Origin of the sequence: Komagataeibacter intermedius TF2 (assembly GCF_000964425.1) — a bacterium.
GTDB lineage: Bacteria > Pseudomonadota > Alphaproteobacteria > Acetobacterales > Acetobacteraceae > Komagataeibacter > Komagataeibacter intermedius.
In genome coordinates this window covers 17,070-42,399 of record NZ_BANF01000061.1, presented here as the reverse complement: position 1 = coordinate 42,399, position 25,330 = coordinate 17,070, and the positions used below count along the sequence as shown (strand labels likewise).

At 63.7% G+C, this 25,330-nt stretch carries 21 protein-coding genes; 9 read left to right on the top strand and 12 right to left on the bottom strand.

Features of this window, described 5'->3' with window-relative positions:
• Nucleotides 1-88: 88 nt before the first annotated feature.
• The 3 genes from rpsA to B7449_RS10150 all read left to right on the top strand — a co-directional run bounded on the left by rpsA (nucleotide 89) and on the right by B7449_RS10150 (nucleotide 10,647).
• On the top strand, nucleotides 89-1,804 hold the full coding sequence (rpsA, locus tag B7449_RS10160; protein WP_010513132.1) for a 30S ribosomal protein S1: 1,716 nt from the start codon (nucleotides 89-91) through the stop codon (nucleotides 1,802-1,804).
• 599 nt (nucleotides 1,805-2,403) lie between these two features.
• On the top strand, nucleotides 2,404-6,849 hold the full coding sequence (gene bcsA / locus B7449_RS10155; protein WP_235720961.1) for a UDP-forming cellulose synthase catalytic subunit: 4,446 nt from the start codon (nucleotides 2,404-2,406) through the stop codon (nucleotides 6,847-6,849).
• Between the two features lie 15 nt (nucleotides 6,850-6,864).
• The gene (locus B7449_RS10150; protein WP_039734868.1) at nucleotides 6,865-10,647 is read left to right on the top strand and encodes a cellulose synthase subunit BcsC-related outer membrane protein; all 3,783 of its coding nucleotides are present in this window, start codon (nucleotides 6,865-6,867) and stop codon (nucleotides 10,645-10,647) included.
• Between the two features lie 120 nt (nucleotides 10,648-10,767).
• On the opposite strand, the gene B7449_RS10145 is transcribed toward B7449_RS10150, so the two are convergent.
• Entirely contained in the window at nucleotides 10,768-11,055 is a 288-nt protein-coding gene (locus tag B7449_RS10145; RefSeq protein WP_039734866.1) for a hypothetical protein, read from the bottom strand.
• Between the two features lie 165 nt (nucleotides 11,056-11,220).
• Complete coding sequence (locus B7449_RS10140) at nucleotides 11,221-13,845, bottom strand: M16 family metallopeptidase (RefSeq protein WP_235720960.1); 2,625 nt, start codon at nucleotides 13,843-13,845, stop codon at nucleotides 11,221-11,223.
• Nucleotides 13,846-14,001: 156 nt separating this feature from the next.
• On the opposite strand from B7449_RS10140, the gene B7449_RS10135 reads away from it, so the two are divergent.
• Together B7449_RS10135 and B7449_RS10130 are read left to right on the top strand one after the other, a co-directional pair.
• Complete coding sequence (locus B7449_RS10135; protein WP_039734864.1) at nucleotides 14,002-15,174, top strand: serine hydrolase domain-containing protein; 1,173 nt, start codon at nucleotides 14,002-14,004, stop codon at nucleotides 15,172-15,174.
• Between the two features lie 54 nt (nucleotides 15,175-15,228).
• Nucleotides 15,229-15,750, top strand: a complete 522-nt coding sequence (locus tag B7449_RS10130) for a hypothetical protein (protein WP_039734914.1) — start codon at nucleotides 15,229-15,231, stop codon at nucleotides 15,748-15,750.
• A gap of 145 nt (nucleotides 15,751-15,895) precedes the next feature.
• Here B7449_RS10130 and B7449_RS10125 read toward each other — a convergent pair whose 3' ends face one another.
• The 8 genes from B7449_RS10125 to B7449_RS10090 form a co-directional block, all read right to left on the bottom strand.
• A complete protein-coding gene (locus B7449_RS10125) occupies nucleotides 15,896-16,075 on the bottom strand; it encodes a DUF1674 domain-containing protein (RefSeq protein ID WP_039734862.1) in 180 nt (59 codons plus the stop codon).
• Between the two features lie 71 nt (nucleotides 16,076-16,146).
• Nucleotides 16,147-16,869, bottom strand: coding sequence for a c-type cytochrome biogenesis protein CcmI (gene ccmI, locus B7449_RS10120; RefSeq protein ID WP_039734860.1), 723 nt, complete (start codon nucleotides 16,867-16,869; stop codon nucleotides 16,147-16,149).
• A gap of 7 nt (nucleotides 16,870-16,876) precedes the next feature.
• Nucleotides 16,877-17,356 carry a cytochrome c-type biogenesis protein gene (locus B7449_RS10115; RefSeq protein ID WP_039734859.1) on the bottom strand — a complete coding sequence of 160 codons (480 nt, stop codon included), beginning with the start codon at nucleotides 17,354-17,356 and terminating at the stop codon, nucleotides 16,877-16,879.
• The gene (locus B7449_RS10110; protein WP_039734855.1) at nucleotides 17,353-17,925 is read right to left on the bottom strand and encodes a DsbE family thiol:disulfide interchange protein; all 573 of its coding nucleotides are present in this window, start codon (nucleotides 17,923-17,925) and stop codon (nucleotides 17,353-17,355) included. The genes B7449_RS10115 and B7449_RS10110 overlap by 4 nt, the downstream gene beginning before the upstream one ends.
• Complete coding sequence (locus tag B7449_RS10105; RefSeq protein ID WP_039734853.1) at nucleotides 17,922-19,901, bottom strand: heme lyase CcmF/NrfE family subunit; 1,980 nt, start codon at nucleotides 19,899-19,901, stop codon at nucleotides 17,922-17,924. The genes B7449_RS10110 and B7449_RS10105 overlap by 4 nt, the downstream gene beginning before the upstream one ends.
• Nucleotides 19,902-19,909: 8 nt before the next feature.
• Nucleotides 19,910-20,440 (bottom strand): cytochrome c maturation protein CcmE, encoded by a 531-nt coding sequence (gene ccmE / locus B7449_RS10100; protein WP_039734850.1) that lies wholly within the window; start codon nucleotides 20,438-20,440, stop codon nucleotides 19,910-19,912.
• Entirely contained in the window at nucleotides 20,437-20,583 is a 147-nt protein-coding gene (gene ccmD, locus B7449_RS10095) for a heme exporter protein CcmD (protein WP_010513118.1), read from the bottom strand. Before ccmD ends, ccmE begins: the two co-directional genes overlap by 4 nt.
• The gene (locus tag B7449_RS10090; RefSeq protein WP_039734848.1) at nucleotides 20,580-21,383 is read right to left on the bottom strand and encodes a heme ABC transporter permease; all 804 of its coding nucleotides are present in this window, start codon (nucleotides 21,381-21,383) and stop codon (nucleotides 20,580-20,582) included. Before B7449_RS10090 ends, ccmD begins: the two co-directional genes overlap by 4 nt.
• 176 nt (nucleotides 21,384-21,559) lie before the next feature.
• Between B7449_RS10090 and B7449_RS10085 the strand changes: the two genes are divergently transcribed.
• From B7449_RS10085 to B7449_RS10075, 3 genes are all read left to right on the top strand, one after another.
• Complete coding sequence (locus tag B7449_RS10085; protein ID WP_039734846.1) at nucleotides 21,560-21,853, top strand: YciI family protein; 294 nt, start codon at nucleotides 21,560-21,562, stop codon at nucleotides 21,851-21,853.
• A gap of 10 nt (nucleotides 21,854-21,863) precedes the next feature.
• The gene (locus B7449_RS10080) at nucleotides 21,864-22,277 is read left to right on the top strand and encodes an EVE domain-containing protein (protein ID WP_039734844.1); all 414 of its coding nucleotides are present in this window, start codon (nucleotides 21,864-21,866) and stop codon (nucleotides 22,275-22,277) included.
• 181 nt (nucleotides 22,278-22,458) lie between these two features.
• On the top strand, nucleotides 22,459-23,310 hold the full coding sequence (locus B7449_RS10075; protein ID WP_039734842.1) for an EcsC family protein: 852 nt from the start codon (nucleotides 22,459-22,461) through the stop codon (nucleotides 23,308-23,310).
• Nucleotides 23,311-23,373: 63 nt separating this feature from the next.
• On the opposite strand, the gene B7449_RS10070 is transcribed toward B7449_RS10075, so the two are convergent.
• Nucleotides 23,374-23,562, bottom strand: coding sequence for a hypothetical protein (locus tag B7449_RS10070; RefSeq protein ID WP_039734840.1), 189 nt, complete (start codon nucleotides 23,560-23,562; stop codon nucleotides 23,374-23,376).
• 31 nt (nucleotides 23,563-23,593) lie between these two features.
• Nucleotides 23,594-24,568, bottom strand: coding sequence for a 2-hydroxyacid dehydrogenase (locus B7449_RS10065; RefSeq protein WP_039734838.1), 975 nt, complete (start codon nucleotides 24,566-24,568; stop codon nucleotides 23,594-23,596).
• A gap of 83 nt (nucleotides 24,569-24,651) precedes the next feature.
• Here B7449_RS10065 and aat point away from each other — a divergent pair, with 83 nt between their 5' ends.
• Nucleotides 24,652-25,311: a leucyl/phenylalanyl-tRNA--protein transferase gene (gene aat / locus B7449_RS10060; protein ID WP_039734912.1), complete on the top strand. Its 660-nt coding sequence runs from the start codon at nucleotides 24,652-24,654 to the stop codon at nucleotides 25,309-25,311.
• Nucleotides 25,312-25,330: the final 19 nt, after the last annotated feature.

Here is a 25,330-nt window from a genome sequence, read left to right as displayed (position 1 = left end):
ATGTCCCGCATGCGCGGGCATGCGGGGGCGCAGGATTGTCCCTGTCCACCCATGCGTGGCACAGGGGTACAGGATTTACGAGTAGCTCATGGCTTCAGCCACAACACAGCCCGTCGCCGACCATAAGGGTGGCGAGGACTTTGCCGCCCTTCTTGAGGAAACCCTTGGTCGCGACTCCGCGTTTGACGGTTCCGTTGTCACCGGTCGCGTCGTCCGCCTGACGGATGAATACGCGATCGTCGATGTCGGCCTGAAAAGCGAAGGGCGCGTCGCCCTGAAGGAATTCGGCCCGCCGGGTGTGACCCCCGATGTCAAGCCGGGTGACGTTATCGAACTGTTTGTCGAGCGGTACGAAGACCGTGACGGGTCCATCGTCCTGTCGCGTGAAAAGGCCCGCCGCGAGGAAGCCTGGTCGAACCTTGAAAAGGCGTTCGAGAACAACCAGCGCGTCAACGGCACCATCTATGGCCGCGTCAAGGGTGGCTTCACCGTTGACCTGGGCGGCGCGATGGCGTTCCTGCCCGGCAGCCAGGTGGACATCCGCCCCGTGCGCGACGTGACCCCGCTGATGGGTGTGCCCCAGCCGTTCCAGATCCTGAAGATGGATCGTGCGCGTGGCAACATCGTCGTGTCGCGTCGTGCGGTTCTGGAAGAGACCCGTGCGGAACAGCGCAGCGAGCTGATCCAGGGCCTGAAGGAAGGCATGATCCTTGATGGCGTGGTCAAGAACATCACCGATTACGGTGCGTTCGTGGACCTCGGCGGCGTCGATGGCCTGCTGCATGTGACCGATATCGCATGGAAGCGCATCAACCACCCGTCCGAAGCCCTGCAGATCGGCCAGCCGGTCCGCGTGCAGGTCATCCGCTTCAACCCCGACACGCAGCGTATCTCGCTGGGCATGAAGCAGCTTGAGGCTGACCCGTGGGAAAACGTGGCGATCAAGTACCCGCCGGGTGCCCGCTACACCGGTCGCGTCACGAACATCACCGACTACGGTGCATTCGTGGAGCTGGAGCCGGGCGTCGAGGGTCTGGTGCACGTGTCCGAAATGTCCTGGACGAAGAAGAACGTCCATCCGGGCAAGATCGTCGCCACTTCGCAGGAAGTCGACGTGATGGTTCTGGATGTGGACAGCGCGAAGCGTCGCATCTCGCTGGGCCTGAAGCAGGTGCAGCGCAACCCGTGGGAGCAGTTCGCCGAGGAACACAAGGTTGGTTCCGTGGTGGAAGGCGAGATCCGCAACATCACCGAATTCGGCCTGTTCATCGGCCTGTCCGCAGATATCGACGGCATGGTTCACATGTCCGACCTGTCCTGGGACGAGCCGGGCGAAGTCGCCATGAGCCACTACGAAAAGGGCCAGGTCGTGAAGGCCAAGGTGCTGGATGTGGACGTGGAGAAGGAACGTATCTCGCTGGGCATCAAGCAGCTGCAGGAAGACCCCGCTGCTGACACGCTGAGCAAGGTGCAGAAGGGCGCGATCGTGACCTGCATCGTCACCGCTGTTCAGTCGAACGGCATCGAGGTGAAGGTTGACGATGTCCTGACCGGCTTCATCCGCCGTGCGGAACTGGCCCGTGACAAGGCTGACCAGCGTCCGGAGCGTTTCGCCGTTGGTGAACGCGTCGATGCGAAGGTCGTGTCGGTTGACCGCGCAGCCCGCAAGCTGGCCCTGACCATCCGCGGCCGTGAGGTCGAGGAAGACAAGCAGGCCATCTCCGACTACGGTTCGTCCGATAGCGGGGCTTCGCTGGGTGACATTCTGGGTGCCGCGATCCGTCGTCGTAACGCCGAGAACTGATACCAGACGGAACTGTCTGGCCTGTTTGACGCAGGCCGGACGCCGTGCCGGAAAGGGGGAGGTGCAGCAATGCACCTCCCCCTTTTTTATGTCGTTCATGAACCGTCGGGGATCGGTCGTCAGCAGCGTCCTGCCAGCGCGCCCATACGGGTATAATATAGTTTTATATTTATTTCATTTGCCATTATGGCAAGCGGTTGTAATCCAGAAAATACTTTTCTACCTCTGATTGTATCTGAACATATTCAGGCAGGTTATGGATACCAGGTGGTTCCCCGGTAGTGTTGAAGCAAACGCGTGCATCCAGAATAAGAATGAGTAGCATAGCTGAGGCTATAGAAATGGAACAGAACGGAATATATTAGGAATATTATCCTTTATGATGAGCGATTTCCATAATTGTGGCATCAATATTGTCTGTTTTTTTTAAAGATATTGACAAAACAGAGAGGTCAATTAAACGGACAGGACATATTTCAGACGCCCCGCTGAAATGAGAAAAAATAAAAATCAATAATAAAACCAACAAATCTGATTTTATTAGTGAATGATCGATAATGGTAAATAAAAAATCAGTATACACAGGTCTTCTGGCGCTTGTGTTTGTCGTTTTCCTGCTTGTCTCCAGTCTGACGTATCTGCCAACCGACCGGCAGCTATTCGTCGCGATTGGGGGTGTCGTACTGTTTTTTATCGTGCGGCGGCATCATGAACGCTGGTCGCGCTGTTTCCTTATGTTCCTGTCCATTTTTGTCTCCACCCGGTATCTGGTGTGGCGTTTTACCTCGACGCTCGATTTTTCCGGTGTGTTGCAGACCATCATGGTACTGGTGCTGGCGCTGGGGGAAATCTATACGACCATCCGCGTCGGCCTGACCTATTTCCAGCTTGCGTGGCCGCTGCGGCGGACGGTCCATCCCCTGCCGGATGACACGTCGCGCTGGCCGGTGATCGATGTCTATGTCCCGACCTATAACGAGGACCTGTCCATTGTCCGCACTACGGTGCTGGGCTGCCTTGCGCTGGACTGGCCTGCAGACAGGCTGAATGTCTATATCCTTGATGACGGCAGGCGCGCCGCGTTCCGGGATTTCGCGCACCAGTCCGGTGCCGGCTACATCACCCGCATGCACAACAACCATGCGAAGGCCGGCAACCTGAACCATGCGCTGGAGATCACGACGGGTGACCTGATTGCCATTTTCGACTGTGATCACGTCCCGGTCCGCAGCTTCCTGAAAAAGACGATCGGGTGGATGGTGGCGGACCCGAACCTTGCGCTGCTGCAGACGCCCCATCATTTCTATTCGCCCGACCCGTTCCAGCGCAACATGAGCCGCGGGCGCGGAATCCCGCCCGAGACGAACCTGTTCTACGGACTGCTGCAGGACGGGAACGATTACTGGAACGCGACATTCTTCTGCGGGTCGTGCGCGGTGCTGCGGCGCAAGGCCATCATGTCGATCAACGGGTTCGCCACCGAAACGGTGACCGAGGACGCCCACACCGCCCTGCGCATGCAGCGTCAGGGGTGGGGCTCGGCCTATCTGCGTGAACCAATGGCGGCGGGGCTGGAGACGGAAACCCTGGGCATGCAGATCGGCCAGCGCATGCGCTGGGCGCGTGGCATGTTCCAGATGCTGCGTATCGACAATCCGCTGACCGGGCCGGGGCTGAAGCTGACACAGCGGATATGCTATTTCGCGGCCGCCACGCATTACCTGTTTTCGGTATCGCGCCTGCTGTTCCTGCTGGCGCCGCTGGGGTACCTGTTTCTGGGCGTGACCATGATCGCGGCGTCACCGTATGAACTGGCGGTCTATGCCCTGCCGCATCTGTTTCATACGACCATGACCATGTCGCGCCTGCAGGGACGGTGGCGTTATTCATTCTGGAGCGAGCTGTACGAAACCGTGCTGGCGCCTTTTCTGGTGCGCATGACCTTCATTACCCTGATCGCGCCGCACAAGGGCAAGTTCAACGTCACTGACAAGGGCGGCCTGCTGGAACACGGGTATTTCGACTGGCGTGCGGTCTATCCCAACATCATCATCGCCATGGCGCTTGTGACGGGGCTGGGCATGGGGGTGTGGTCGGCGTGCGTGCATTATCACGAAACGCTGGTGTTCCGCGCCATGGCCATGAACAGCCTGTGGATCCTGTTCAGCCTGACCATTGTCATGGGTTCGATCGCGGTGGCGCGGGAAACCCGGCAGCGGCGCACCTGTCACCGCGTGCAGGCGAAGCTGCCCGTGCATCTGGCTACCGATGACCACCAGCAGTTCGCCTGTCATACCCGTGACGTCTCCATGGGGGGGTGCTGTGTCAGCCTGCATGCAGCGGACCGGTTCCCGGTCGGGCATGGCGTGACCGTCAGCTGGACGCTGGCCGGTGGCCCCGCGGCCGTGCGCGCGGTTGTCATTGCGCGGACGGACAGCACCGTGCGCCTGAAATGGGCGATAGACGGGCTGGCGCAGGAAGAACAGGTGGTGGAACTGGTCTTCGGCCGGGACGACGCCTGGGCGCAATGGTCCGATTTCCCGCCCGACAACCCGGTACGCAGTTTTTATACCGTCCTGCTCAGCATCCTTGCGCTGTTCCGGCCATCCCCCCGGGATGGGGAAACGAAACAGGCCCCGGAAACCGGCCCGGTCGTTACGGATATGGAAAAGGAAGCCGTCCTGCCCAAGGAACGCCTGGTCATACAGCCGACCCGCCGCCCGCGCGGGGCGGCAGCCGGGATCATGGCGCTGTGCCTGATGCTGGCGACAGGCATGACGGCATGGGCGCAGGTTCCGGCAGCCCCCGCCGCCGTGCCAACGGGCGCGGGCACCCCTGTCGCGGACAGGGATGGGGATAATGCCGTTGCGGTGTTTGATGATGAACATATGACGCAGGCCGATGCAGCGCATGTGTCCCGGACACCGGTGACGGTCAGCCGGACCTTTACCCAGCTGGGCCAGTTCCAGCCGATGCTGCTGCGCGCCATGGCCCCGATATACGGGATGGACGCGGATGTAGGCCGGGACAAGATCATCCGCAGTGCGCGGCTCAGCCTGTCCGGCAGCGTCAGCCTGTCCCCGACGACAGGGCAGGCGGCGATTGCCGTCATGCTGAATGACCAGCCCGTGGGCGTCGTCTGCACGCAGGGCAATGGCCGGTTCGGGCCTGTGGACCTGCCGGTCAGCGCGCTGCTGTTCGATACGCGCAACCGCTTCAATTTCCGCCTGATCGCGCGACAGGGGGCGGGCGCCACCTTCCCGTCCGGTGCATGTGGTCCTGATGCGCAGCCGCCTGCGGATGGGGGCATGCCCATGAAGGCGACAGGGCTGCAGGTGGCCATTGATCCGGACTCCACGCTGTCGTTTACAACGGTCCAGCTCGTGCCGCACCGGCTGCTGTCTGCCCTGCCATACCCGTTGGTGGATCGTGGCATGGCGGGAACCGCCCCCGTGACATTCGTGCTGGCGCCTGCCGCCAGCACGCGGGTGCAGGCGGCGGGCGGCATGGTGGCCTCATGGCTGGGCATGAAACTGCATGACCGGCGTATTCACTTCGCGGTTGCGCCCGCACTGTCCGGGCCGGGCAATGCCATCGTGGTCGGGGTCGGGCTGCCGGGGCCGTGGGGAAACGCGCCCGCGGGACCGGTCGTGGCTGAAATCCCCAATCCGCATGACGTGTTCGGCACCGTGCTTGTGGTCAGTGGACGCACGGATACGGATGTGGCCACGGCGGCGCGCGCGCTGGTTCTGGGCGCGCCACAGCTCCAGATTGATGGTACGCACGCCGCAGCGCCCGACGTGACGCCCCCTGCGCGCAGGCCATATGACGCCCCGGGCCTTCTGCCGACGGATCATCCGGTGCGCCTTGGCGACCTGCTGCCCGATACGCAGCTGCATCGGGCAGGGCTTGACCCCATGGTGGTCGATATTCCGTTCGCCGTGCCGCCCGACCTGCATACATGGCGTTCGAAGCCCTTTATCGCGCGCCTGCGGGTCATGGCGCCCCCCGGCGCGCTGGTGGATCGCCAACATTCCGAGGTGGACGTCATGCTCAATGGCATGTTCCTCCATTCCTATCCGCTGGTTTCGTGGTCGTTCAATCCGTTCGGCAGGCATGACGGGCTGGTTGAACATGATGTGGAACTGCCGTCATGGGTGCTGAAGGAACAGAATGTCCTGTCGGTCTATTTTGATGTCCGCGCCCGGACCAGCGGGGGGCAGGGGCCTGCCGTCAGTGAGGTCGGGCTTGATCCGTCCTCGACAATCGACCTGTCGGCGTCGCGGCATCTGGCAGTCCTGCCCAGTGTGAAGCTGTTCGCCATGTCGGGCTTTCCGTTTTCGCGCATGGCGGATATGTCGCAGACGACCGTCCTGCTGCCGCCAGACCCGGCACCCGCAACGCAGGGCGCCTTTCTGGACCTTATGGGTTTCCTTGGCGCGGTGGACCAGTATCCGGTCACCGGCCTGCATGTCGATACGACGGACATGCACGCAGGGGGCGAACAGGCCGGGGACATGCTGGTCATCTCGCCCTTCGACCGGCTTGGCGCGGCGTCGCAGGCGCTGGCGCGGGCGGGTTACCGCACTGGCGGGACATGGAGCGTGAAGGCAGGGCAATGGATGCGCCATCTGGTCGGGATGGAGGCGGGCAACCCGCCGGGCAGCCTGGATGAGGGGGCGCTGATTGCCGCGCAGTCGCCATTCGCGCCGCATCACTCGGTCGTGGCGCTGCTGGGGGCGACGCCCGATGCGCTGTCGGCCATGGCGGGGGACCTGCGCGACCCGGCCCGGGGCGAACGCTTCCAGGGGGACATGGTGGTGCGGCACGGGGCGCGGCTGGATAATTACCGCACCGCCAGCGCCTATACGGAGGGGTACATGCCGGCATGGATGTGGCCCGACTGGTATCTGGGGGGACATCCGTTCCTGCTGTACCTGCTGGGTGTCATCGGCAGTGTCGCCGGTACGTCCTGCGCCATGTCCGTGCTGCGCGCGCGCAGCCGTAAGCGGGTTCTCAATGATGACCTGACCGGCAATCTGTAACAGAAAAATCGATCAATGCACCCTGACCCTTCCGTGCCGTACCGGCAGTTTCTTTCTTCTGGCACCAGCCTTGCAGCGGCGTGCAGGCGCGTCATGCTGGCGGGCGCGCTTGGCATGCTGGGGACGATGGGCGCGGCACGGGCCGCTGTGCCCCCATCGGTCAGCTATGCCGAGGGGATCGTCAACCAGCAGATCGAGGAAGGGTATTTCTGGATCAATCATAACGAGGACACGCACGCCCTGCATGCCCTGCAGCGTGCGCTGCAGATCCAGTCGGACAATATCGAGGCCCTGCTGATGCTGGGCGCGGTACAGGTGCATCAGGGCGATCCCGCCGCCGCGCGCCAGACCTTGCTCAGGCTTGAAAACGCGCATGGGTCCCCCGAACAGATTGCGGCCCTGCAGCAATGGATCGCGCAGCCGCCGGTTGACAGGGTGGCCCTTTCGCATGCCCGCGCCACGGCGGATGCCGGGCATGCCACGCAGGCGATGTTCCAGTATCGCGCCCTGTTTCCCCAGCCCCTGCTATCCCCCATGCTGGAGGTGGAATATGACCGCGTCCTGTCGGGGGCCCCATTGGGGTATGCCGACGCCGTGCGGCGGCTGAGAACCCTGCTGTCCATCGGGCCGCACGACATGGAAGCCCGCATCGCCCTGGATCAGTCGCTGGGATACCGGCCCGTTTCCCGGCCCGAAGCACTGGCCGACATGCGCGCGCTTGCGACATCGCCCGATACGTCGTCCATGATCCGTGATGAAGCGGTTCAGGTCTGGCGCCGGACGCTGGACTGGATGGGGGTAGACCCGCAGGCCGCGCCCTATTACCGGGCATGGCTGGATATTCACCCCGATGACACGGTGATCAGCCAGCGCATGCAGCAGATCGAGCGCATGCAGCGGGTCAATGCGGGGTTTACGGCGCTGGCGCATGACAATCTGGATCAGGCGGACGCTGCGTTCCAGGATTGTGTGGCGGAGCCATCCGTCCGTGCCGCCGCGACCGAGGGGCTGGGCCTTGTCGCGCAACGGCGCGGCGACATGACAAAGGCCCGGGCGCTGCTGACGCAGGCCGTGGCGCTGGATCCGGCCAATGTCGAAATCCACAGGGCGCTTGCGGCCCTTGACGCCCCGGAAAATGACCCCGCGCTGCCGCAGATGTGGCAACTGGTGTCGCATCACGAATATGACCGTGCATGGGCCCTGTTGTCAGAAATTGAAAAAAGGCACGGCCAGATCGCCGATACCGTTCAGGTCCGCGCCATCATACTGGAGGCGCGGCATGACTGGTCGGCCGCGAAAGTGGCCTGGACGGACCTGCTGCGCCTCTCGCCGGGCAACCCTTCGGCGGAAGCCGGGCTTGCTGGCATCCTGATCCGTGAAGGCAGGCTGGATGAAGCCGCCCGGCAGATCGACAGGCTGCGCGCCGTGCATTTCGCGCGCCTGCCCGTGCTGGAGGGCCTGCTGCTGCAGGCCCGCGCACAGGCGACAACCGACCCACGCCTGCGCGCGACCCTGCTGGAACAGGCATTGCGGCAGCTGCCGGATAACGGGTGGGACCACCTGCATCTGGCCCAGGCGCTGGTGGCGCTGGGCCAGACGGATCGCGCCCAGACGCTGATGCAGCATTTCTGTGACACCGCGCCCCGGCGCACGGATGCGCTTCAGGCCTGTTTCGCGTTTGCCATGCAGACACATGACATGTCCGGGGCCGCGGCGCTGCTGGCGCATATGCCGCCTGCCGCCATAACGCCCGACATGGCGCGTGGCGTGGCGCTGGTGACATTGTGGAAACGGCTTCAGGCGCTGCCCGCCAGTGATGCGCAGGCCGTGGCCATGCTGCAGGACATGCCGGTCGCCCCCGATCCCGACGGCATGCGCGGACAGATGGTGGTGGACGCCATGTTGCGTCGCCATGCGTCGAATGCGCAGGCCATTGCGGTGCTGGACCGGGCCATGGCGCAGGCGGGCGGTACGCTGGGGGTGGATCAGGCGCTGGCTTATGGCGGCACGTTCGTGCAACTGGGTGATCCCTCTGCCGCGCAGCGTGTCATGGACCGGCTGGATGCGGAAGGGCTGGACCTGACACCGCAGCAGCGTGACGCCCGCCAGCAGATACGCGAAAGCATTGTCGTTACCCGTGCGGACCAGTACGACGTGGCGGGCCGACCCGACCTGGCTGAAAAGGTCATTGATCCGCTACTGGCGCAGAACCCGGATTCCGTGGCGCTTCTGCTGGCGCGGGGACGGGTGGAAAATGTCCGTCACCATTCGCGGCAGGCGCTGGATTTCGACATGCGGGCCCTGCACCTGAAGCCGGATGACAGGGTGGTGCAGGCCACCGTCGCCCGCGACGCACTGGCCGTGGGACAGGATCATGTCGCGCGTGACATGGCCGCATCCCTTATGGATCATCACCCGAAATGGGGTGATACATGGGAAATCCAGGCGGAACTGGACGGCCATGCCGGGCGGGAACGGCGGCAGCTGGGTGACCTGCGCCATGCCCGCATGCTGGACTGCGCGACATCCGGCTCGCTGGAGGAACAGATGAATTCCGCCATGCGCCTTGACCCCGGCTGTGCAGAAGGACGCACGCGCGCACGTGACGAACGGCCCGATGCCAGCCTTCCCTTTATCGTCGGGTCCGGCGTGGCCATGCCCGAAACCTATACCTATGATCCACGACTGACACCGGTGCAGACACTGGACCGGCAGGCGGGCTACCTGTCCCGCGCCCTTGCGCCACAGGCGGATGGCAATGTCGAGATCCGCGACCGTTCCGGGCAGAGCGGGCTGGGCCACCTGACATCGATCAATATTCCGATGACGGCGACCATCCCGTTATCATCCACCCGGCAGACGGTGTCCTTTTCCATCATGCCCAGCGTGCTGCTGTCGGGTAACGCGCTGGCGCAGCCAGCCAATGCGCAGCAATATGGAACGGTGGCGGCAAATGGCGTGCGGCCCGGTTTCCATATGCCCGGCGCCGTTGGGGGTGTCGCAGTGGGGGTGCGCTACAAATATGACTGGATAACGGCGGATGTCGGCTCGACCCCGCTGGGCTTTACCACGTCAAACGTCGTGGGCGGGATCGAACTGGCCCCGCAACTGACGCGCAACCTGACCCTGCGCGTGACGGGGGAGCGGCGCGCCGTAATCGACAGCCTGCTGTCCTATGCCGGGGCGCGTGATCCGGGCACGGGACAGGTCTGGGGCGGCGTGACCCGCAACCGGGGGCATGGCCAGCTGGAATGGGGCACGCAGGCCTATAATGTCTATGCTGGCGGCGGCTATGCCGTCATGAAGGGAACCAATACGGTCGCCAACCATGAAGCGGAAGCCGGCGCGGGCGGATCGGCGCAGATATGGAAGGGGCGCGACACCCAGCACCTGCGGCTCGGGCTTGACCTGGTCTATTTCGGCTACAAGCGGAACACGTATTATTTCACGTGGGGACAGGGGGGATACTTCTCCCCCCGCGCCTTCATGGCGGCGCTGGTGCCGGTGACCTATGACGGACATTCCGGCCGGTGGTCATGGATGTTTAAGGGGGAAGCGGGCTACCAGCATTATACGCAGGACCCGACTGCGGTCTTCCCGTTGGGGGGGCGTGGCGTTCAGGGGCACCAGACCTATGCCGGGCTGTCGACCGGCGGTCTGGCGGGAAATGTACAGGCACGCATGATCTACCAGCTGACACCCGGATGGCGCATGGGGCTGGAGGGGGGATATTCCCGTTCCGGAAGCTGGGATGAAGTGCACGGGATCTTCATGATCCATTATGCCCCGTCCCATTAAGGCGTGTCTGAACGGTCTGCCTGCAACACGTCCTGCAGGTCTTCCGGACGTTTCTGGTGAAACCTTATTACTGTTTTCCGTCACCGCCGGGACGGGTGGCATACCCGCCTGCCAGGCAGGTCAGCGAAGGCCGTATTCCTGATAGGAAGCCTTGTCGGACAGGTGCATGATGTGACGGACAAAGTGTTTGTCCGTCATGTCTTTCAGTTCATCGTCCTTTACATAAAAATCGCCACACGATGTCCGTGCCTGCCGTGATGGTCTGATACCGAACATGGTCAGGATGTGTTTTACGGTCACACGAAAGATATGCCATTCGTTTTTTTGCGAAACATAGGAAATATAGAACCGGTGCGAACTGGATAACCACGAGCCAACGACTTCATCTTGCGTAGCGGGGATATCCATAACTGAAAAGTCCTTCTGAAATCGGTTTTATTCTGTCTTGAAATAAAATTTCAGTAAACTGTAACAAGAAACCATCTACGTCGAATTTGTCCTGTCTGGTTCATAACCTGAAGAACGGGGCAGGCCAACCCGCCCCGTTCATGTTTTTTTGGCCGGTTCGTGGCATTAAGGCGCGTCAGGCGGCCCCTTGATGATTTCAGCCAGGTCGGCGGGACGTATCCATTTGCGAAAGGCGTCGCGTATCGCGATGGCGTCCAGCGTGTAATAGGCCCGGGCCGCGATGTCGTTCTGGTCCAGTGGCAGGCCAAGATCACTGAAATGCAGGTAAGCCGCCGCAATGGTGTCCAGGCTGGCGGATTGCAGGGCCAGTCCGCGCAGCATGCCCGCGCGCGCCATGGCCAGTTCGTCTTCGCTGACGGGCTGTTCCTGCATGGCCGTTATGTCATGAATGGCGGCATTGCGCGCCGCCGCGACCTTGTCAGGGTCCGCGCCAAAGGAAATGCTGTAGGCGCTGCGGTGGCGTTTCCATGTCAGGTGGCTGCGCACGGTATAGACATAGCCGCTGCGTACCCGCAGGTCGCGATACAGGCGCGATGAAAAACCGGACCCAAGGATTTCATTGCCAAGGTTGAGCGCGAAATGGTCGGGATCGGCCACGTTCAGCGACAGGCTTTCAGGCAGCGAGACAGTGGCCTGCGTGCTGGACGGGTCGGGCACCTTCATCACACTGGTATGGCTGTCGGGCCGCGGGGGCAGGTCAACCACGGGCGTGGGGCCACTGGCCCGCCATGCGCCGAATGTGCGCAAGACCGCGCGGTAGGCGGCAGCGGGCGTAATATCGCCGGTAATGACGATGGTGGCCAGGTCCGGCCTGTAGGCCGCTTTCCAGAAGGCACGGCAGTCCGCCAGCGTCAGTTTCATCACCCCTTCCGGTCGTGCCTGCCGTAATGACGGGTCGCCCGCAGGGGATACTGCGCCCTGCATGGCGCGCTGGAACAGGTATTCGGGTGAATGCAGCAGGCCGGACAGGGATGCCGCCGTATTGCCCCGCACCACCTTGAACCCCTGTTCGGGCAGGGCGGGATGCAGTTCGTTTTCCGCCAGCAGGTCCAGGCCGCGGTCAAAATCGGGCGTCAGTACGTTCAGGCTGAAATCGGCCCCGGCGCTTTCGGTTGCGGCAATGTCGTCCAGCGCCTTCTGCAGTCCGACGCGGTCGTGCGTCGTGCTGCCATAGCGGAACAGTTCATCCGTAATATCGGCAATGCCTTCCTTGTCTGATGGTTCCTGCATGTCCTCATTCTGGCGGATGGTGCCGTACACGTTGATGGTATGGCTGACGGATGCCGGGCGCACGATCAGGTGCAGACCATTGGGCAGGGTGTACTGCGCTGGCTGGACCGATGCCTCGGGCGGACGCAGGGCCAGCAGGCTGTCATTGGCCCAGCGGGGCAGGGTAACAGGGTGATCTGGTGTGCTGGCAAAGGATTCCGCGCCGCCAAATCCCTTGTCCGCAACCGGGTGGCCGCCATCGCGCGGGGTCAGGATGGCGGTAATGGCCTGTTGCGGGTCCAGCACCTCACGCGCCAGGCGGTTGACATCTTCGGGTGTGACGGCGGCAAAGGCGGCAGCTTCGTCATCGGGCGATTGCAGGCCCATTATCGCCTGTGCTTCCGACCAGCTTTCCGCAAGGCCGGAAATGCTGTTTGCGGCAAAGCCCAGCTGCGCCAGTTCCTTGCGCCGGGCTGCATCGACCAGGTCTGACGGCACGCCGTTTTCACGCAAGCTACGCAGGATGTCGCGCATGCGGGCCTCCAGCGGGGCGGGGCTGGTCCCCTTGGGGAAGGCCGCGATTGCAATGCCGATGCCGGCATCCGCCTTGGTCACGAAATCGAAGCTCGACAGTAGCGCGCGTCCCTGCGGCACCAGATCGTATAATGCGCCACGCTGGCTGCACAGTACGTCGGACAGGATGCGTGCGGTGGCATAATCATGGCTGTTCTGGCCCGGCATGCGACTGGCGATGGCGACAAGGCCCACCGGGTAATCGGTCGGGAACTGCAGGGTCTGCGCATGAACGGGACCGGGGTGGATTTCCGGGCGGGCCGGCAGCCTGCGTGCGGGGATCGCGCCAAAGGTTTCGCGCACCATCGCCAGCGTGCGCGCGGCATCCACGTCACCCGCAATGACAAGGATGGCGTTGTTGGGCGCGTACCACTGCCGGTAGAAACGGCGCAGCAGGGCCGTATCTGTCCGGTCAAAGGACGGACGGCTGCCCAGCGCGTCATGTGCATAGGGCGTGCCGGCGAACAGGATGGACTGCAACCGCGCCAGATAGACATAGCCGGGGCTGGACAGATCGCGCGAGACTTCCTGCTCGATCGCGCCGCGTTCGTGTGCCCAGTCCTCGGCCGCAAGGGTCAGGCCATTCATGCGCAGGGCTTCGATACGCAGCAGGACATCAAGGTTGTCTGCAGGTGCGGTATAAAAGAACTGCGTTACGTTTTCCGTGGTGTCCGCATTATAATCGCCCCCCAGTCGCGCGCCGATGGCCGCCATCTGGTCCCGGTCCAGCCCCTTGCTGCCACGGAACATCATGTGTTCCAATGCATGCGCCGTGCCGGGAAAGCCCGCAGGCGCGGCGGCGGACCCCACCAGATAGTTGATTTCGGTGCTGACAACCGGGGCCAGCCGGTCCGGCACGATCACCACGCGCAGCCCGTTGGGCAGGGTGGCCTGCAACGGCGTTTCAGGCTGGGCAGGGGCGGAAGCGGACGATGCCGCGCGGGCCATGGGCGGTACCAGGCAACTGCCACATAACAGGAGGGAGAGGCATAATGTTTTGGAAAACAGGCGTGCTATCATATCCCCAGACTACGCTGCTTTGGTCATGGCGACCAGTTCACGCGGCCCCTGCCTGTCATAACCATCCCTTATAAGGATCGAACCATGTCCCATGTCTCGGTGGATAAGGCCCATATGCGCGAACGTATCCGTCAGGTCATGGATGCGGCCGTGGAGACGTCCCGTCTGGTCGGTGCCGTGGTCATGGTGGCGGTGGATGGAGAGGTCGTGGTGGCGGAAGCCGCGGGCCAGGCCGACCGGGAAAGCGGCCTGCCAATGCAGGTCGATACCCTGTTCCGCCTTGCATCCCTGACCAAGCCGGTGGTGACCGCCGTCGCCCTGGCCATGGCGGAGGAAGGGCTGCTGGACCTGCATGCCGCGGTTACGCGGTACCTGCCGCATTTCCGTCCCGCCCTGCCCGATGGGCGCGCGTGCGAAATCACGCTGCACCAGCTGCTGACTCATACCAGTGGCCTGAGCTATGGATTTTCGTTCCCGCGTGATGACAATCCTTATACCCGCGTGGGTGTATCCGACGGCATTGCGGAACCGGGACTGTCGCTGGCGGATAATCTGGCCCGGCTGGCGTCAACGCGGCTGATCTTCGCGCCGGGTCAGGGATGGGCCTATTCGCTGGGGCTGGATGTTATGGGCGGGGTGATTGAAAAGGCGTCCGGCCTGTCGCTGCCCGCGGCGGTGCGGCGGTATGTCGGCGCGCCGCTGGGGTGGCGGGACAGCGGTTTCATGCTGACGCCATTGCAGTCCCCTGCCGCCTGCTATGCTGATGCCCGACCGGTTCCCATCCGCATGGGGGTGGAATATGCCCTGTCGCGCCTGCTGCCCGGCGGCGGGGTGGGGGAAATCCGCTTCGCCCCCGACCGCATCCGCAATCCCGCGTCCTATCCATCCGGCGGCGCGGGCATGGTGGGGACGGCTGCGGAGTTTCTTGCATTCCTTGAAGCCGTGCGCATTGGTGGCGAAGGGATGCTGTCCCCCGCATCCGCCATGCTGTTTGGTCAGAACGCCATTGGCGATATTGATATGGGGCCACTGGCGCGGGGGCGGCGCTTCGGTTATGGGGCGGCGATCATAGCGGACCCGGCGGTGGCGCGCACGCCCCTCAGCCCCGGCAGTTTTACATGGGGGGGCGTGTACGGGCATCAATGGGTGGTGGATCGTGCGCGTGGCATGAGCATCGTCATGCTCAGCAATACCGCGGTGGCCGGAATGGCGGGGGTGTATCCCGATGCGGTGGTCGCCGCCGCCTGTGGCGCATGATGGAACGGCGGATGCGCCTGCGCCACGATCGATATGAGGATACTGGGAACTGTCATGTCATTTGGTAATCGCGTCAACCAGTTTGACGCCTGGCTGCTGGACCGGGTTTTCCAGCCTTTTGCCGATGCCCTGCCTGAACGCCTGACGGCCATGGAAATGGGCATGAGCTTTCAGGTCGGGTCCATCGTGCTGTCGGCCGCGTCCATTTCCGCCCTGCTGGTGCTGGAGGGCATGACGCTGGATAACCTGATCACAAACGTGCTCGGCTGGTTTTTCGAGGTGATCTTCTATATCGGCATCCACCGCATGCGCAGGCTGGTAAAACCGGGATACCAGAATCCGCTGCGCGTCATGCTGGCGGGCATGCGGCCCATTTCCATTCCGTTCGCGGCCTATGCCTTCTATCAGGCGGTTACGGCGGACCGGGCGTATGAACTGGCGCTGTGGTTCAATTCCCTGTCGCAGCTTGTATTTGTTGCCGGGATCTACCTGATTTCATGCAATGTGCCGCCGCCGGGGCACCGCGCGCGACAGACATCCTTCGGTCGTGGCCCGCTGCCCAATGAAATCGGCTGATCCCCACCCCCGGGCGTTGGTCAGGGACTGTAAGAAGCCTTTGGTGAAGCGTTTTTCAAAAAGCTTCGAAAAACGCTGCCTTTTTAAAAAAAGCGGCACCCGGAAACTTTTAATTTTTACCGGTGGATTGTTTTGAGATGCTCTCTCAGAAATCCACGCACCGTCCCTTGACTGTCCAGTCACCATAACGGGTCGGCTCTGGCCCCTTGGGGCCACCGACTTCATCTGCCTCGGCAGGCTGTTTCAGCAGCGCGGCTTCCTTGGCCGCTTCGTCCTGCGCCGTACCGGCGACAGGGGCGGGGGAGGGGGTGTTGTCCTTGCTCATGGCATCAGTTTCCGCCCAACGCCATGAAACTGGCAAGCCCAAAACGCCTTCACGGGCGCCGGGATAGCGCGTTATTGATGTTCGGACTGCGCAATGCGCTGCTGCACCGTCATGCGCCACGGTGCATTTGGCGGGGCCGCATCCAGCGCGCGGCGGTACAGATCCGCCGTCTCGGGCGAGATATGGCCGCCATCGGCCATCATCTGCGCTTCCGCCGCACGGGCGGCGACTTCGGGGTCGAAGCGCTGCTCTATGGCGCTGCGCCATGCCTGCGCCGCAGCGGCGTAATGGTCGCGCCCGGCTTCGGCCTGACCCAGCAGCACGTAGCCCTGAAACAGGCTGGGATCACCGGCCGGGATCTGTTTCAGCTGGTCGCGCAGGCGGTCGATGATCGCATCATTGCGGTGGTCTTCATGCTGTAGCGCCACAAGGCGCGGGGCCAGTGGCTGGGCCGGAAGCGACGGATGCCCGACCGTCAGATACAGTCCGATGGCGGCAACCGGCAGCGCGATCAGGGCTGCGGTAATGACCCCGGTGGACGCCCCCTGTCCCGCGACGAAGGCAGGCAGCATGTCCGTGCCCAGCAGGCGCCGCTGGATTTCCAGCCGCGCACTGTCATGTTCGGAGGGCGCGATCATGCCCTCGACCAGATCTCGCTCCAGTTCCGCAAGCTGCGCCTGATGCAGGACAAGCGCCGTTTCGCGTTCATCCCGCAACAGGGTCGTGCGGCGGAACGAGATCAGCGCGGGCAGCAGTGCGATCACGCCAAGCAGGCAGATACCAATCCAGATCATGTAACTCTCAGCGTGTTTCGGTCAGGTCGGACAGACGGCGGCGTTCCTCGTCCGTCAGGGGCGTGGGCGTTACCGTGCGGGGCCTGCGGAATGTCCACCACGCCACGCCAATGCCAATGCACAGGGCCAGCAGCGGCATGACCCACAGCAGCAGCGTGCCAACGGTCAGCGGTGGCCTGAGGCGAATGAAGTTGCCATAGCGGTTGACCATCCAGTCCATGATCTGCCGGTTGCTTTCGCCCCTGGCCACGTGTTCGCGCACGACGTGGCGCAGGTCACGGGCCAGGTCGGCGCTGCTGTCCTCGATCGACTCGTTCTGGCACACAAGGCAGCGCAACTGCGACCCGATGGCCTCGGCGCGCTGTTCCTGCGCCGGGTCGGGCAGCATTTCCGACGGGTCGTCCACCGCCATCGCCACAAACGGGGCAAACAGCAGGCAGGCCAGCAGGGCAATTACGCCATAACGGCGCAGGGAATGTGTTTTCATGGCTTCAGGCTGTCCGCCAGCGGCATGATCGTGCTGGTGATCATGGTTTCGGTAATGGGCGATGCCGTATGCCAGCGGATTACGCCGCCCGGGCCGATCAGGAAGGTTTCCGGCACGCCGGACACACCCCAGTCAATCGCAGCCAGCCCGTCACGGTCGGCAGCAATGCGGGCATAGGGATTACCCGCGCGCTGCACGAAGCCCAGCGCGTGTTCGGGCTTGTCCTTGTACGCAATGCCCCAGATCGGCAGCCGTTCCTTCAGCGCGTTCAGCACCGGCATTTCGGCAACACACGGAATGCACCATGACGCGAAATAGTTCACCAGCACCGGGGATTTCAGCGCACGCAGGTCCTGCGCGGAAAAGCCCTGTCCCGGCGCCTGGTCCGGCAGGGCGAAATCCGGCACCGGGCGGTTCAGCGCCGGGGCATGAATGTCATGCGGGTCGAAAGATCCCTTTGTCATGCCCGACAGCATGCGCCAGAACCCCACGCCCACCCCGCCAGCAACAACCAGCGGGGCCGCCATCAGCAGGCGGCGGCGGGTGGGGGAAGACGGCTGGCCGCTCATTGCGCCACCACCACATCAACGGTTTTCGCCCGGCGTGGCGCACCGACGCGCACGCGCCGGTCGGACAGCGACAGCGCCCCGCCAAAGGCCATGATCAGCCCGCCCAGCCACATCCACGGCGCCAGCGGGTTGTAATGCAGGCGCAGCACGTAGGTCGGGTTGGCGTCATCCCCATGCTTGTCGCCCAGCACGCCATAGATGTCAGCCATCAGATTGGTATGGATCGCGACTTCCGTGGTGGTCTGGTGCTGGCTGGCGAATGTGCGCTTGGAAGGATGCAGCGTCGTGATCAGGCGGCCGTTATGGCGGACCTCGATGGTCGCGACCAGCGCGCTGTAGTTCGGGCCTTCCGCCGGATGCACGTCGGTCAGCGTCCAGCTGTCACCGGCCAGCATCTCGCTCTCGCCCACATGCACTTCCACAATACGGTGGGCCGCCTGCGACATGCCGGCAATGCCCAGCACGACAATGCCAACGCCCGCATGGGCCAGCGCCGCGCCGAACACCGCGCGCGGCAGGCTGCGGGCGCGTTGCCAGCTCTGCGCCAGCGGCTGTCGGAACAGGCGCAGCCGCTCGGCAATATCGGCGATGCTGGAACAGATCACCCACACGGCGGTCGCGGTTGCCAGCACCGGCAGGATGTCACGCATGCGGAAGGTCGCGAAAACCAGCGCCACCAGCGCCACACAGGCCGCCCACCACAGGCGGCGCAGCACCGGCCACATCTGTGCCCGCTTCCACGGCACCATCGGGCCAAACCCCATGAACACCATAAGCGGTATGGCCAGCGGAATGGTGGTGGCGTCAAAGAACGGCTTGCCGACCGAAATCGTCTTGCCGAACAGCAGCGACATGAAGGGCGGGTACATCGTGCCCGTCAGCACCACCGCGCAGATCGAGCACAGCAGGATGTTGTTCAGGACCAGCAGTCCCTCACGCGATACGGGCGAAAACAGCCCCCCCGTGGTCAGTTGCGGCGCGCGGATGGCGAACAGCAGCAGCGATCCGCCAATGACAAGTGCGAGCAGGCCAAGGATGAACACGCCACGCGCGGGGTCATTGGCGAAGGCATGCACGGAATTGAGGATGCCCGACCGTACGAGGAACGTGCCGGACAGCGAGAACGAGAACGTGCCGATGGCCAGCAGCACGGTCCAGATCTTCAGCGCCTCGCGTTTTTCCACCACAATGGCGGAGTGAACCAGCGCCGTGCCCGTCAGCCACGGAATCAGCGAGGCGTTCTCCACCGGGTCCCAGAACCAGTACCCACCCCAGCCCAGCACGTAGTACGACCACCACGACCCCATGGCGATGCCGCAGGTCAGGAAGCACCATGCCGCCACCGCCCACGGCCGCACCCACCGGCCCCATGCCGCATCCACTCGCCCCTCGATCAGGGCGGCGATGGCGAATGCGAACGGCACGGCAAAGCCGACATAGCCGGTGTAGAGAATGGGCGGATGGAACGCGAGGCCGGGGTCCTGCAGCAGCGGGTTCATGCCCTGTCCATCCAGCGGCGCGGGCCATACGCGGGCGAACGGGTTGGACGTGGTCAGGCAGAACAGTTCAAAGCCCGCCGCAACCCCGCCCAGCACCGCGATCACGCGCGCCTGCAGGGCGGATGGCAGGTTGCGACCGAACAGCGCCACGGCGCCACCGCAGATCGACAGGATCATCGCCCACAGCAGGACCGATCCCTCATGGTTGCCCCATACGCCGGTGATCTTGTACAGCAGCGGCTTGCTGACCGCGCTGTTGGCGGCCACGTTCTGCACGGAAAAGTCATTGGTGATGGCCGCGTGGATCAGGCACGCAAAGGAAGTGATCAGGGCGATCATCTGCCCCACCGCCAGCGCAGGCGCCAGCGCCATCAGGCGCGCGTCACGCCGGTTGGCCCCGATCAGGGGCAGGATGGCCTGTCCGGCGGCCATGCAGCATGCCAGCGCCAGTGCAAAATTTCCAAGTTCCGGGTTCATTGCGGATGTCAGTTTCCGTCAGGTGTCGGGGTGGCCGGTTTTTTCGTGTCGGACGCCGTCATGGTGTTCCAGCTGGCCGCATCGGGGGCCTTGCCGAAACGGGGGTCCCACTTGCCGCTGCGGCGCAGTTCTTCGGCCACTTCCTTGGGCATGTAGGTCTCGTCATGCTTGGCCAGCACCTCGCTGGCGCGGAAGGTGCCGTCGGGGCTGACGGTGCCCACGGCAACCACGCTCTGCCCCTCGCGGAACAGGTCGGGCAGGATGCCTTCATACCGTACGGTCACGGCGGCCTGCCCGTCGGTTACGTCAAACAGGTTGACGGGTGAATCCTTCACCTTCTCGCGCCGCACGCTGCCGGCCACGACCATGCCGCCAAGGCGGATGGTGCGGTCAGCCGGCGGCGGCTTGGCATGGACCTGCGACGGGGCCATGAAAAAGACGATATTGGATGAAAAGGCGTTGAGGGTGAGGGCAGCAGCGGACCCAAGTCCGATCATGCATGCCACCACCAGCCACAGGCGTCGGCTTTTGCGGGTCATGACGGCTGGCGTGTCCGGGGCTGTTCAATGGCGGACAGGCGTCTGCGCGCCCTGCGCAGGCGGACGGCGGCGTTGACGGACAGTACCGTCGCAACGCCAAGCGTCAGGCCATAGGCGGCCAGGATATAGGGCAGGTGGGTCATACGGCGGCACTGTCAGGCTGGGGTGCGGGACTGGCGGACTGGCGGCCACGGCTGGCGGCCAGGATCGTGCGGATGCGGCTTTCCATGACCGATGCGCGCAGGCGGGCCAGCACGATCGCGCCAAACCCCAGCGTAAAGCCCAGCGTGGTCAGGCCCAGCGGCCACAGCATGGAGGTGGACATGGTCGGCGCCCCCGTAACCGTGATGCTGTCGGGCTGGTGCAGGGTATTCCACCACTGTACGCTGAACTTGATGATCGGCAGGTCAACCGCGCCCGCCAGCCCCAGTATGGCGGCGGCGCGGTAGCCACGCTGTGGTTCATCGAACGCACGGATCAGCGCGATATGGCCCAGATACAGGAAAAACAGCACCAGAACGGATGTCAGCCGGGCATCCCATACCCACCACGTGCCCCACATCGGCTTGCCCCACAGCGATCCGGTGGCAAGGCAGACCGCGGTGATGGCCGCACCCACCGGCCCGATTTCCACCGCAGCCAGGTCCGCCAGCGGGTGCCGCCAGACCAGTGACAGCAGCGAACACACCGCCAGCCCCATGTAACCGGACGAGGCCAGCCACGCGGTCGGCACATGCACGTACATAATGCGCACGCTGTCGCCCTGCTGCCAGTCGGCGGGGGAGAAGAACAGTCCCCATACGATTCCGGCGGCGGACAGCACCAGCGCGGGCCATGTCAGCCATGGCTGCAGCTTCGCCCCCATGCGCAGGAAACGGCCGGGATTGGCGTAACGGTGAAAAAGGTTACCGGTTCGTGCGGTAAGGCTCTGCGTTGCGTTCAAGGTTGATCCATCCGTGCCCGGGGCACCTGTCCCTGCGATGAAAACGGTCAAGAAATTCGTGCCATCCCCCCGGTGTGGGTGGGGGCTTGCGTTTTCCTGCTCTACACTATCGCGTTAAAAAAGACACGGCCAGTCCTGTCCCATCATGGTACGGTTGGCCCACAGGAGGAGAAAACATGCTGTTTGCGATCATTTGTACCGACAGGCCCGCCAGCCTTGAAACCCGCAAGGCAACGCGCGAACGCCACCTGGCGTATCTGGAACGGTGGAAGCGCCACATTGTTCATGGCGGCCCGCTGCTGGACGCGGAAAACCGCCCCTGTGGCAGCCTGCTGGTGGTGGACGTGGCCGACCGCGCCGCGGCGGAAGGATTCGCGGCGGAAGACCCGTATGCGAAGGTTGACCTGTTCGAGAGCGTGGTGATCCGTCCGTTCCGTTCAGTTTTTCGTGATGGGCTTCGGGTGGAGTAAAAAAACGGTCATGGCGTACTGGCTGATCAAGTCCGAGCCCGATGCCTTTTCATGGTCCGAGCAGGTGGAAAACGGCGTTGAACCGTGGACTGGCGTGCGCAACCATCAGGCGAAGAAAAACCTGGCGGCCATGAGGGTGGGCGACCGGGCGTTCTTCTATCACTCCAACGTGGGCCGGGAGATCGTGGGCGTGGTCGAGGTGGTGCGGGACGCCTATCCCGACCCCACGGCGGCGGATGGCAAATGGGTCTGTGTCGACGTGCGCGCCATCGGTCCCATGCCGCAACCGGTCACGCTGGCGGCGATGAAGGCCGACCCGGACCTTGCGGATCTGGCGTTGATCCGGCAGTCGCGGCTGTCCGTCGTGCCGGTTTCGGATGCGCACTGGCGCCACCTGTGCCGGATGGGTGGCTGGAACAGCTAGGCCCCATGCCACGTTTCATGGCTGTGGGCATGGTGATGCACGTTGCAAGAACGGCATCATGGTGCTGAAACGGTGGGAACTGCCGCATGGGTGTTGCGGGCGGTTGCCCGTGTCCGGCCATCATGGCCGGACTGGGCGCACCAGTCCGTAAGGTACGGAAGATCAGGCGAAGGGCATTGTAATGAGTGCAGGTTCCTCAAACGAACTGGCGCCGCTGACGCTGGACAGCGCGTGTATCACTGAACTCCAGCAGGCGCTGGAACGGGTCGAGTCAGGGCGCGGCGTGCTGGTGCGCCTTGCCGACCTCATGGGTGGGGCCGTGGGGCAGGCGGCCATGCTGGGCATGCGCACGCTGGGTCTGGCCCCGGCGCTGCAGGCGCGGCTGCAGGCCACGGCCGAAACCGCCATCCGCCGCGCCTTCGATCTGGCGGTTGTCGGCATGGACCGCCCCCGTGACGTATCCGCCGCCCCTGATGACGGGGCGGCCTGGCGTGACCCGGCCCTGAAGGCCGCCGTCACGGTATCGGGGGCTGTGGGTGGCTTTACCGGCCTGCCCGGGCTTATGGCGGATGTCAGTTTCACCACCCTGACCATCATGCGTGAAATCGCCCGCATCGCGCGCGAACAGGGTGAAGACCTGTCGCAGGAAGAGGCGCGCGCAGCCTGCCTGGAAGTGTTCGCGCTGCGTGCCTTTCCCTTTGGTGCGTCAAAAGGGCAGGGACAGGGCGAAGATAACGAACTGGGTTATTTCTCCGCCCGCGCCATGCTGCGTGGCCGTCCGGTCGTCATGCTGGTCAGTGAGGTCGCGACCCATTACGGGCTGGGCCTGTCACGTAAATTCGCGTTGCAGATGATGCCGGTGGCCGGTGCGCTGTGCGGGGCGTCGCTGAATGTCGCGTTCCTGTCGCATTACCGTGCGGTGGCGCAGGCGCATTTCACCATCCGTCGGCTGGAACGCGAATACGGACCCGAAGTCCGTCGCACCGCGATTGACCTGAAGACCCATGCGGCCGCGCAGATGCGCGAAAGCTGATTGATGGGAACAGGGGTTTTCCGGTGCCGTCTTTGTTTTGAAAAGGCGGCGCCGGAAACGTCTTCATGATCTGTCCGGCACGCCGGGCGCGGGTTTCGGGTGGGCGCGCAGTTCGATGATTGCGGCCACCAGCGCGAACAGCGCGTAAAACCCCAGCAGTGTATCCAGTACCCCGTGGTAACGGGGGACAAGATACTGCAGCAGCAGCGTGATCAGCGCGAATACGACAAAAACGCCGGGCAGTCCGATCATGATCCTGTCCCTTTCCGCTGTTGCATCGCCATCAGGCCCGGACCGGCGTCAGCGCATCGCGGCCATTCAGCACGGCGTCCACGTTGTCTACCGCCAGCATGCCCATGTCGGTGCGTGTTTCCACCGTCGCGCTGCCCACATGGGGGGTCAGGAAGACATTGGGCAGTTCAAGGAAGCGCGGGTCGGGATTGGGTTCGTTGCGGTAGACATCCAGCCCGGCGGCGGCAAGCTGGCCGCTGCGCAGGGCATCGATCAGCGCATCTTCATCCACCAGCGCCCCACGCGCCGCATTGATGAAAATCGCCCCGCGCGGCAGGCGTGACAGCAGGTCCGCATTGATCATGCCATCGGTCTCGGGGCTGGCGGGCATGTGCAGGCTCAGGATGTCGCAATGCGGCAGCATGTCGGTCACGGTGCTGAAATAGGTCGCCCCGGCTTCCTGGTCGGCAGGCAGGCGGCGGCGGTTGGAATACATCACGTTCATGTCGAAGCCGCGCGCACGCTTCGCCACGGCCCGGCCAATGCGGCCCATGCCGACAATGCCCAGCCGCTTGCCGCTTATGCGCGTGCCCAGCAGTTCGTCCATGGCCAGCGACCGGCCCCACCCCCTGCGCATCAGCGCGCCATATTCACTCGCCCGCCGTGCCGCCGCCAGCATCAGCAGGATGGCCATGTCCGCATTGCATTCGGTCAGCACGTCGGGCGTATTGGTCACCACGATGCCACGCGCATGCAGGGCGGGAATGTCCAGATGGTCCGTGCCGACGCTTACGGTAGCCACGACCTTCACGCTGTCGGGCAGCAGCAGCACGTCATCGCCACGCAGCGGCAGGCCGGTGGAAATCAGGATCGCCTGTGGCTGGAACGCACGTGCCGTATCCAGCAGTTCGCGCGTTGTCAGTTGACGTTCGGGCACGGCGGGTATGTTAAAATCCTGTTCAATGCGCTGCATGACCGTGCTGGTCTGGCGCTGGGTCAGTAACAGGCGGGGACGGGTATCGGACATATGGGGTGGTTTCTCCTGCCAAACGGGGGCATGCGATGGGACGTTATGCCCATGAAAGCATGCGGAAGGGTTATCCTAAGAACATGACGGGTCAAGAGACGGTTCCCATTACGCCGGAACTTATGCTGCGTGCCTACATGGCGGGGCTGTTTCCCATGGCGCCCGACGCCATGTCGGACGAACTGGAATGGTTCTGCCCCGAAATGCGTGGTGTCCTGCCGCTGGACGGATTTCATGTCAGCCGCAGGCTCATGCGCACGGTGCTGTCGGCGCGCTTTGCGGTGGTGGCAGATCAGGATTTCCCCGCCGTCATGGATGGCTGCGCGGAACCGGCGCCAGGGCGGGAGACGACATGGATCAGCCCACGCATCCGCAGCCTGTTCTGCCAGTTGCATGACATGGGCTACGCCCACAGCGTGGAGGTGCGCCATGACGGCAGGCTGGTCGGTGGCCTGTATGGGGTGGCGATCGGGGCGGCGTTCTTTGGTGAAAGCATGTTCAGCCGCATGCGTGATGCATCCAAGGTCGCGCTTGTCCACCTTGTCGCGCGCCTGCGGCTGGGGGGATACAGCGTTCTGGATACGCAGTTCGGCACCGATCATCTGGCCAGCTTTGGCGGGGTGGAAATCCCGGCGCGCGACTACATGCGCCAGCTTGGCCATGCGGTGCGCGAACAGGCGACATGGATTGGAAATGATCGCGTAACGGAACTGGAGGCCGCCATCCGTGCCCTGCGTTCGTGATGCGGAGCGGGCGGTTGAC

Excerpts from the sequence above, each read along its gene's own strand:
- rpsA (WP_010513132.1), top strand. The coding sequence starts at position 89 with ATGGCTTCAGCCACAACACAGCCCGTCGCCGACCATAAGGGTGGCGAG.
- B7449_RS10150 (WP_039734868.1), top strand. The coding sequence starts at position 6,865 with ATGCACCCTGACCCTTCCGTGCCGTACCGGCAGTTTCTTTCTTCTGGC.
- B7449_RS10145 (WP_039734866.1), bottom strand. The coding sequence starts at position 11,055 with ATGGATATCCCCGCTACGCAAGATGAAGTCGTTGGCTCGTGGTTATCC.
- B7449_RS10140 (WP_235720960.1), bottom strand. The coding sequence starts at position 13,845 with ATGGCCCGCGCGGCATCGTCCGCTTCCGCCCCTGCCCAGCCTGAAACG.
- B7449_RS10135 (WP_039734864.1), top strand. The coding sequence starts at position 14,002 with ATGTCCCATGTCTCGGTGGATAAGGCCCATATGCGCGAACGTATCCGT.
- B7449_RS10130 (WP_039734914.1), top strand. The coding sequence starts at position 15,229 with ATGTCATTTGGTAATCGCGTCAACCAGTTTGACGCCTGGCTGCTGGAC.
- B7449_RS10125 (WP_039734862.1), bottom strand. The coding sequence starts at position 16,075 with ATGAGCAAGGACAACACCCCCTCCCCCGCCCCTGTCGCCGGTACGGCG.
- ccmI (WP_039734860.1), bottom strand. The coding sequence starts at position 16,869 with ATGATCTGGATTGGTATCTGCCTGCTTGGCGTGATCGCACTGCTGCCC.
- B7449_RS10115 (WP_039734859.1), bottom strand. The coding sequence starts at position 17,356 with ATGAAAACACATTCCCTGCGCCGTTATGGCGTAATTGCCCTGCTGGCC.
- B7449_RS10110 (WP_039734855.1), bottom strand. The coding sequence starts at position 17,925 with ATGAGCGGCCAGCCGTCTTCCCCCACCCGCCGCCGCCTGCTGATGGCG.
- B7449_RS10105 (WP_039734853.1), bottom strand. The coding sequence starts at position 19,901 with ATGAACCCGGAACTTGGAAATTTTGCACTGGCGCTGGCATGCTGCATG.
- ccmE (WP_039734850.1), bottom strand. The coding sequence starts at position 20,440 with ATGACCCGCAAAAGCCGACGCCTGTGGCTGGTGGTGGCATGCATGATC.
- ccmD (WP_010513118.1), bottom strand. The coding sequence starts at position 20,583 with ATGACCCACCTGCCCTATATCCTGGCCGCCTATGGCCTGACGCTTGGC.
- B7449_RS10085 (WP_039734846.1), top strand. The coding sequence starts at position 21,560 with ATGCTGTTTGCGATCATTTGTACCGACAGGCCCGCCAGCCTTGAAACC.
- B7449_RS10080 (WP_039734844.1), top strand. The coding sequence starts at position 21,864 with ATGGCGTACTGGCTGATCAAGTCCGAGCCCGATGCCTTTTCATGGTCC.
- B7449_RS10075 (WP_039734842.1), top strand. The coding sequence starts at position 22,459 with ATGAGTGCAGGTTCCTCAAACGAACTGGCGCCGCTGACGCTGGACAGC.
- B7449_RS10070 (WP_039734840.1), bottom strand. The coding sequence starts at position 23,562 with ATGATCGGACTGCCCGGCGTTTTTGTCGTATTCGCGCTGATCACGCTG.
- B7449_RS10065 (WP_039734838.1), bottom strand. The coding sequence starts at position 24,568 with ATGTCCGATACCCGTCCCCGCCTGTTACTGACCCAGCGCCAGACCAGC.
- aat (WP_039734912.1), top strand. The coding sequence starts at position 24,652 with ATGACGGGTCAAGAGACGGTTCCCATTACGCCGGAACTTATGCTGCGT.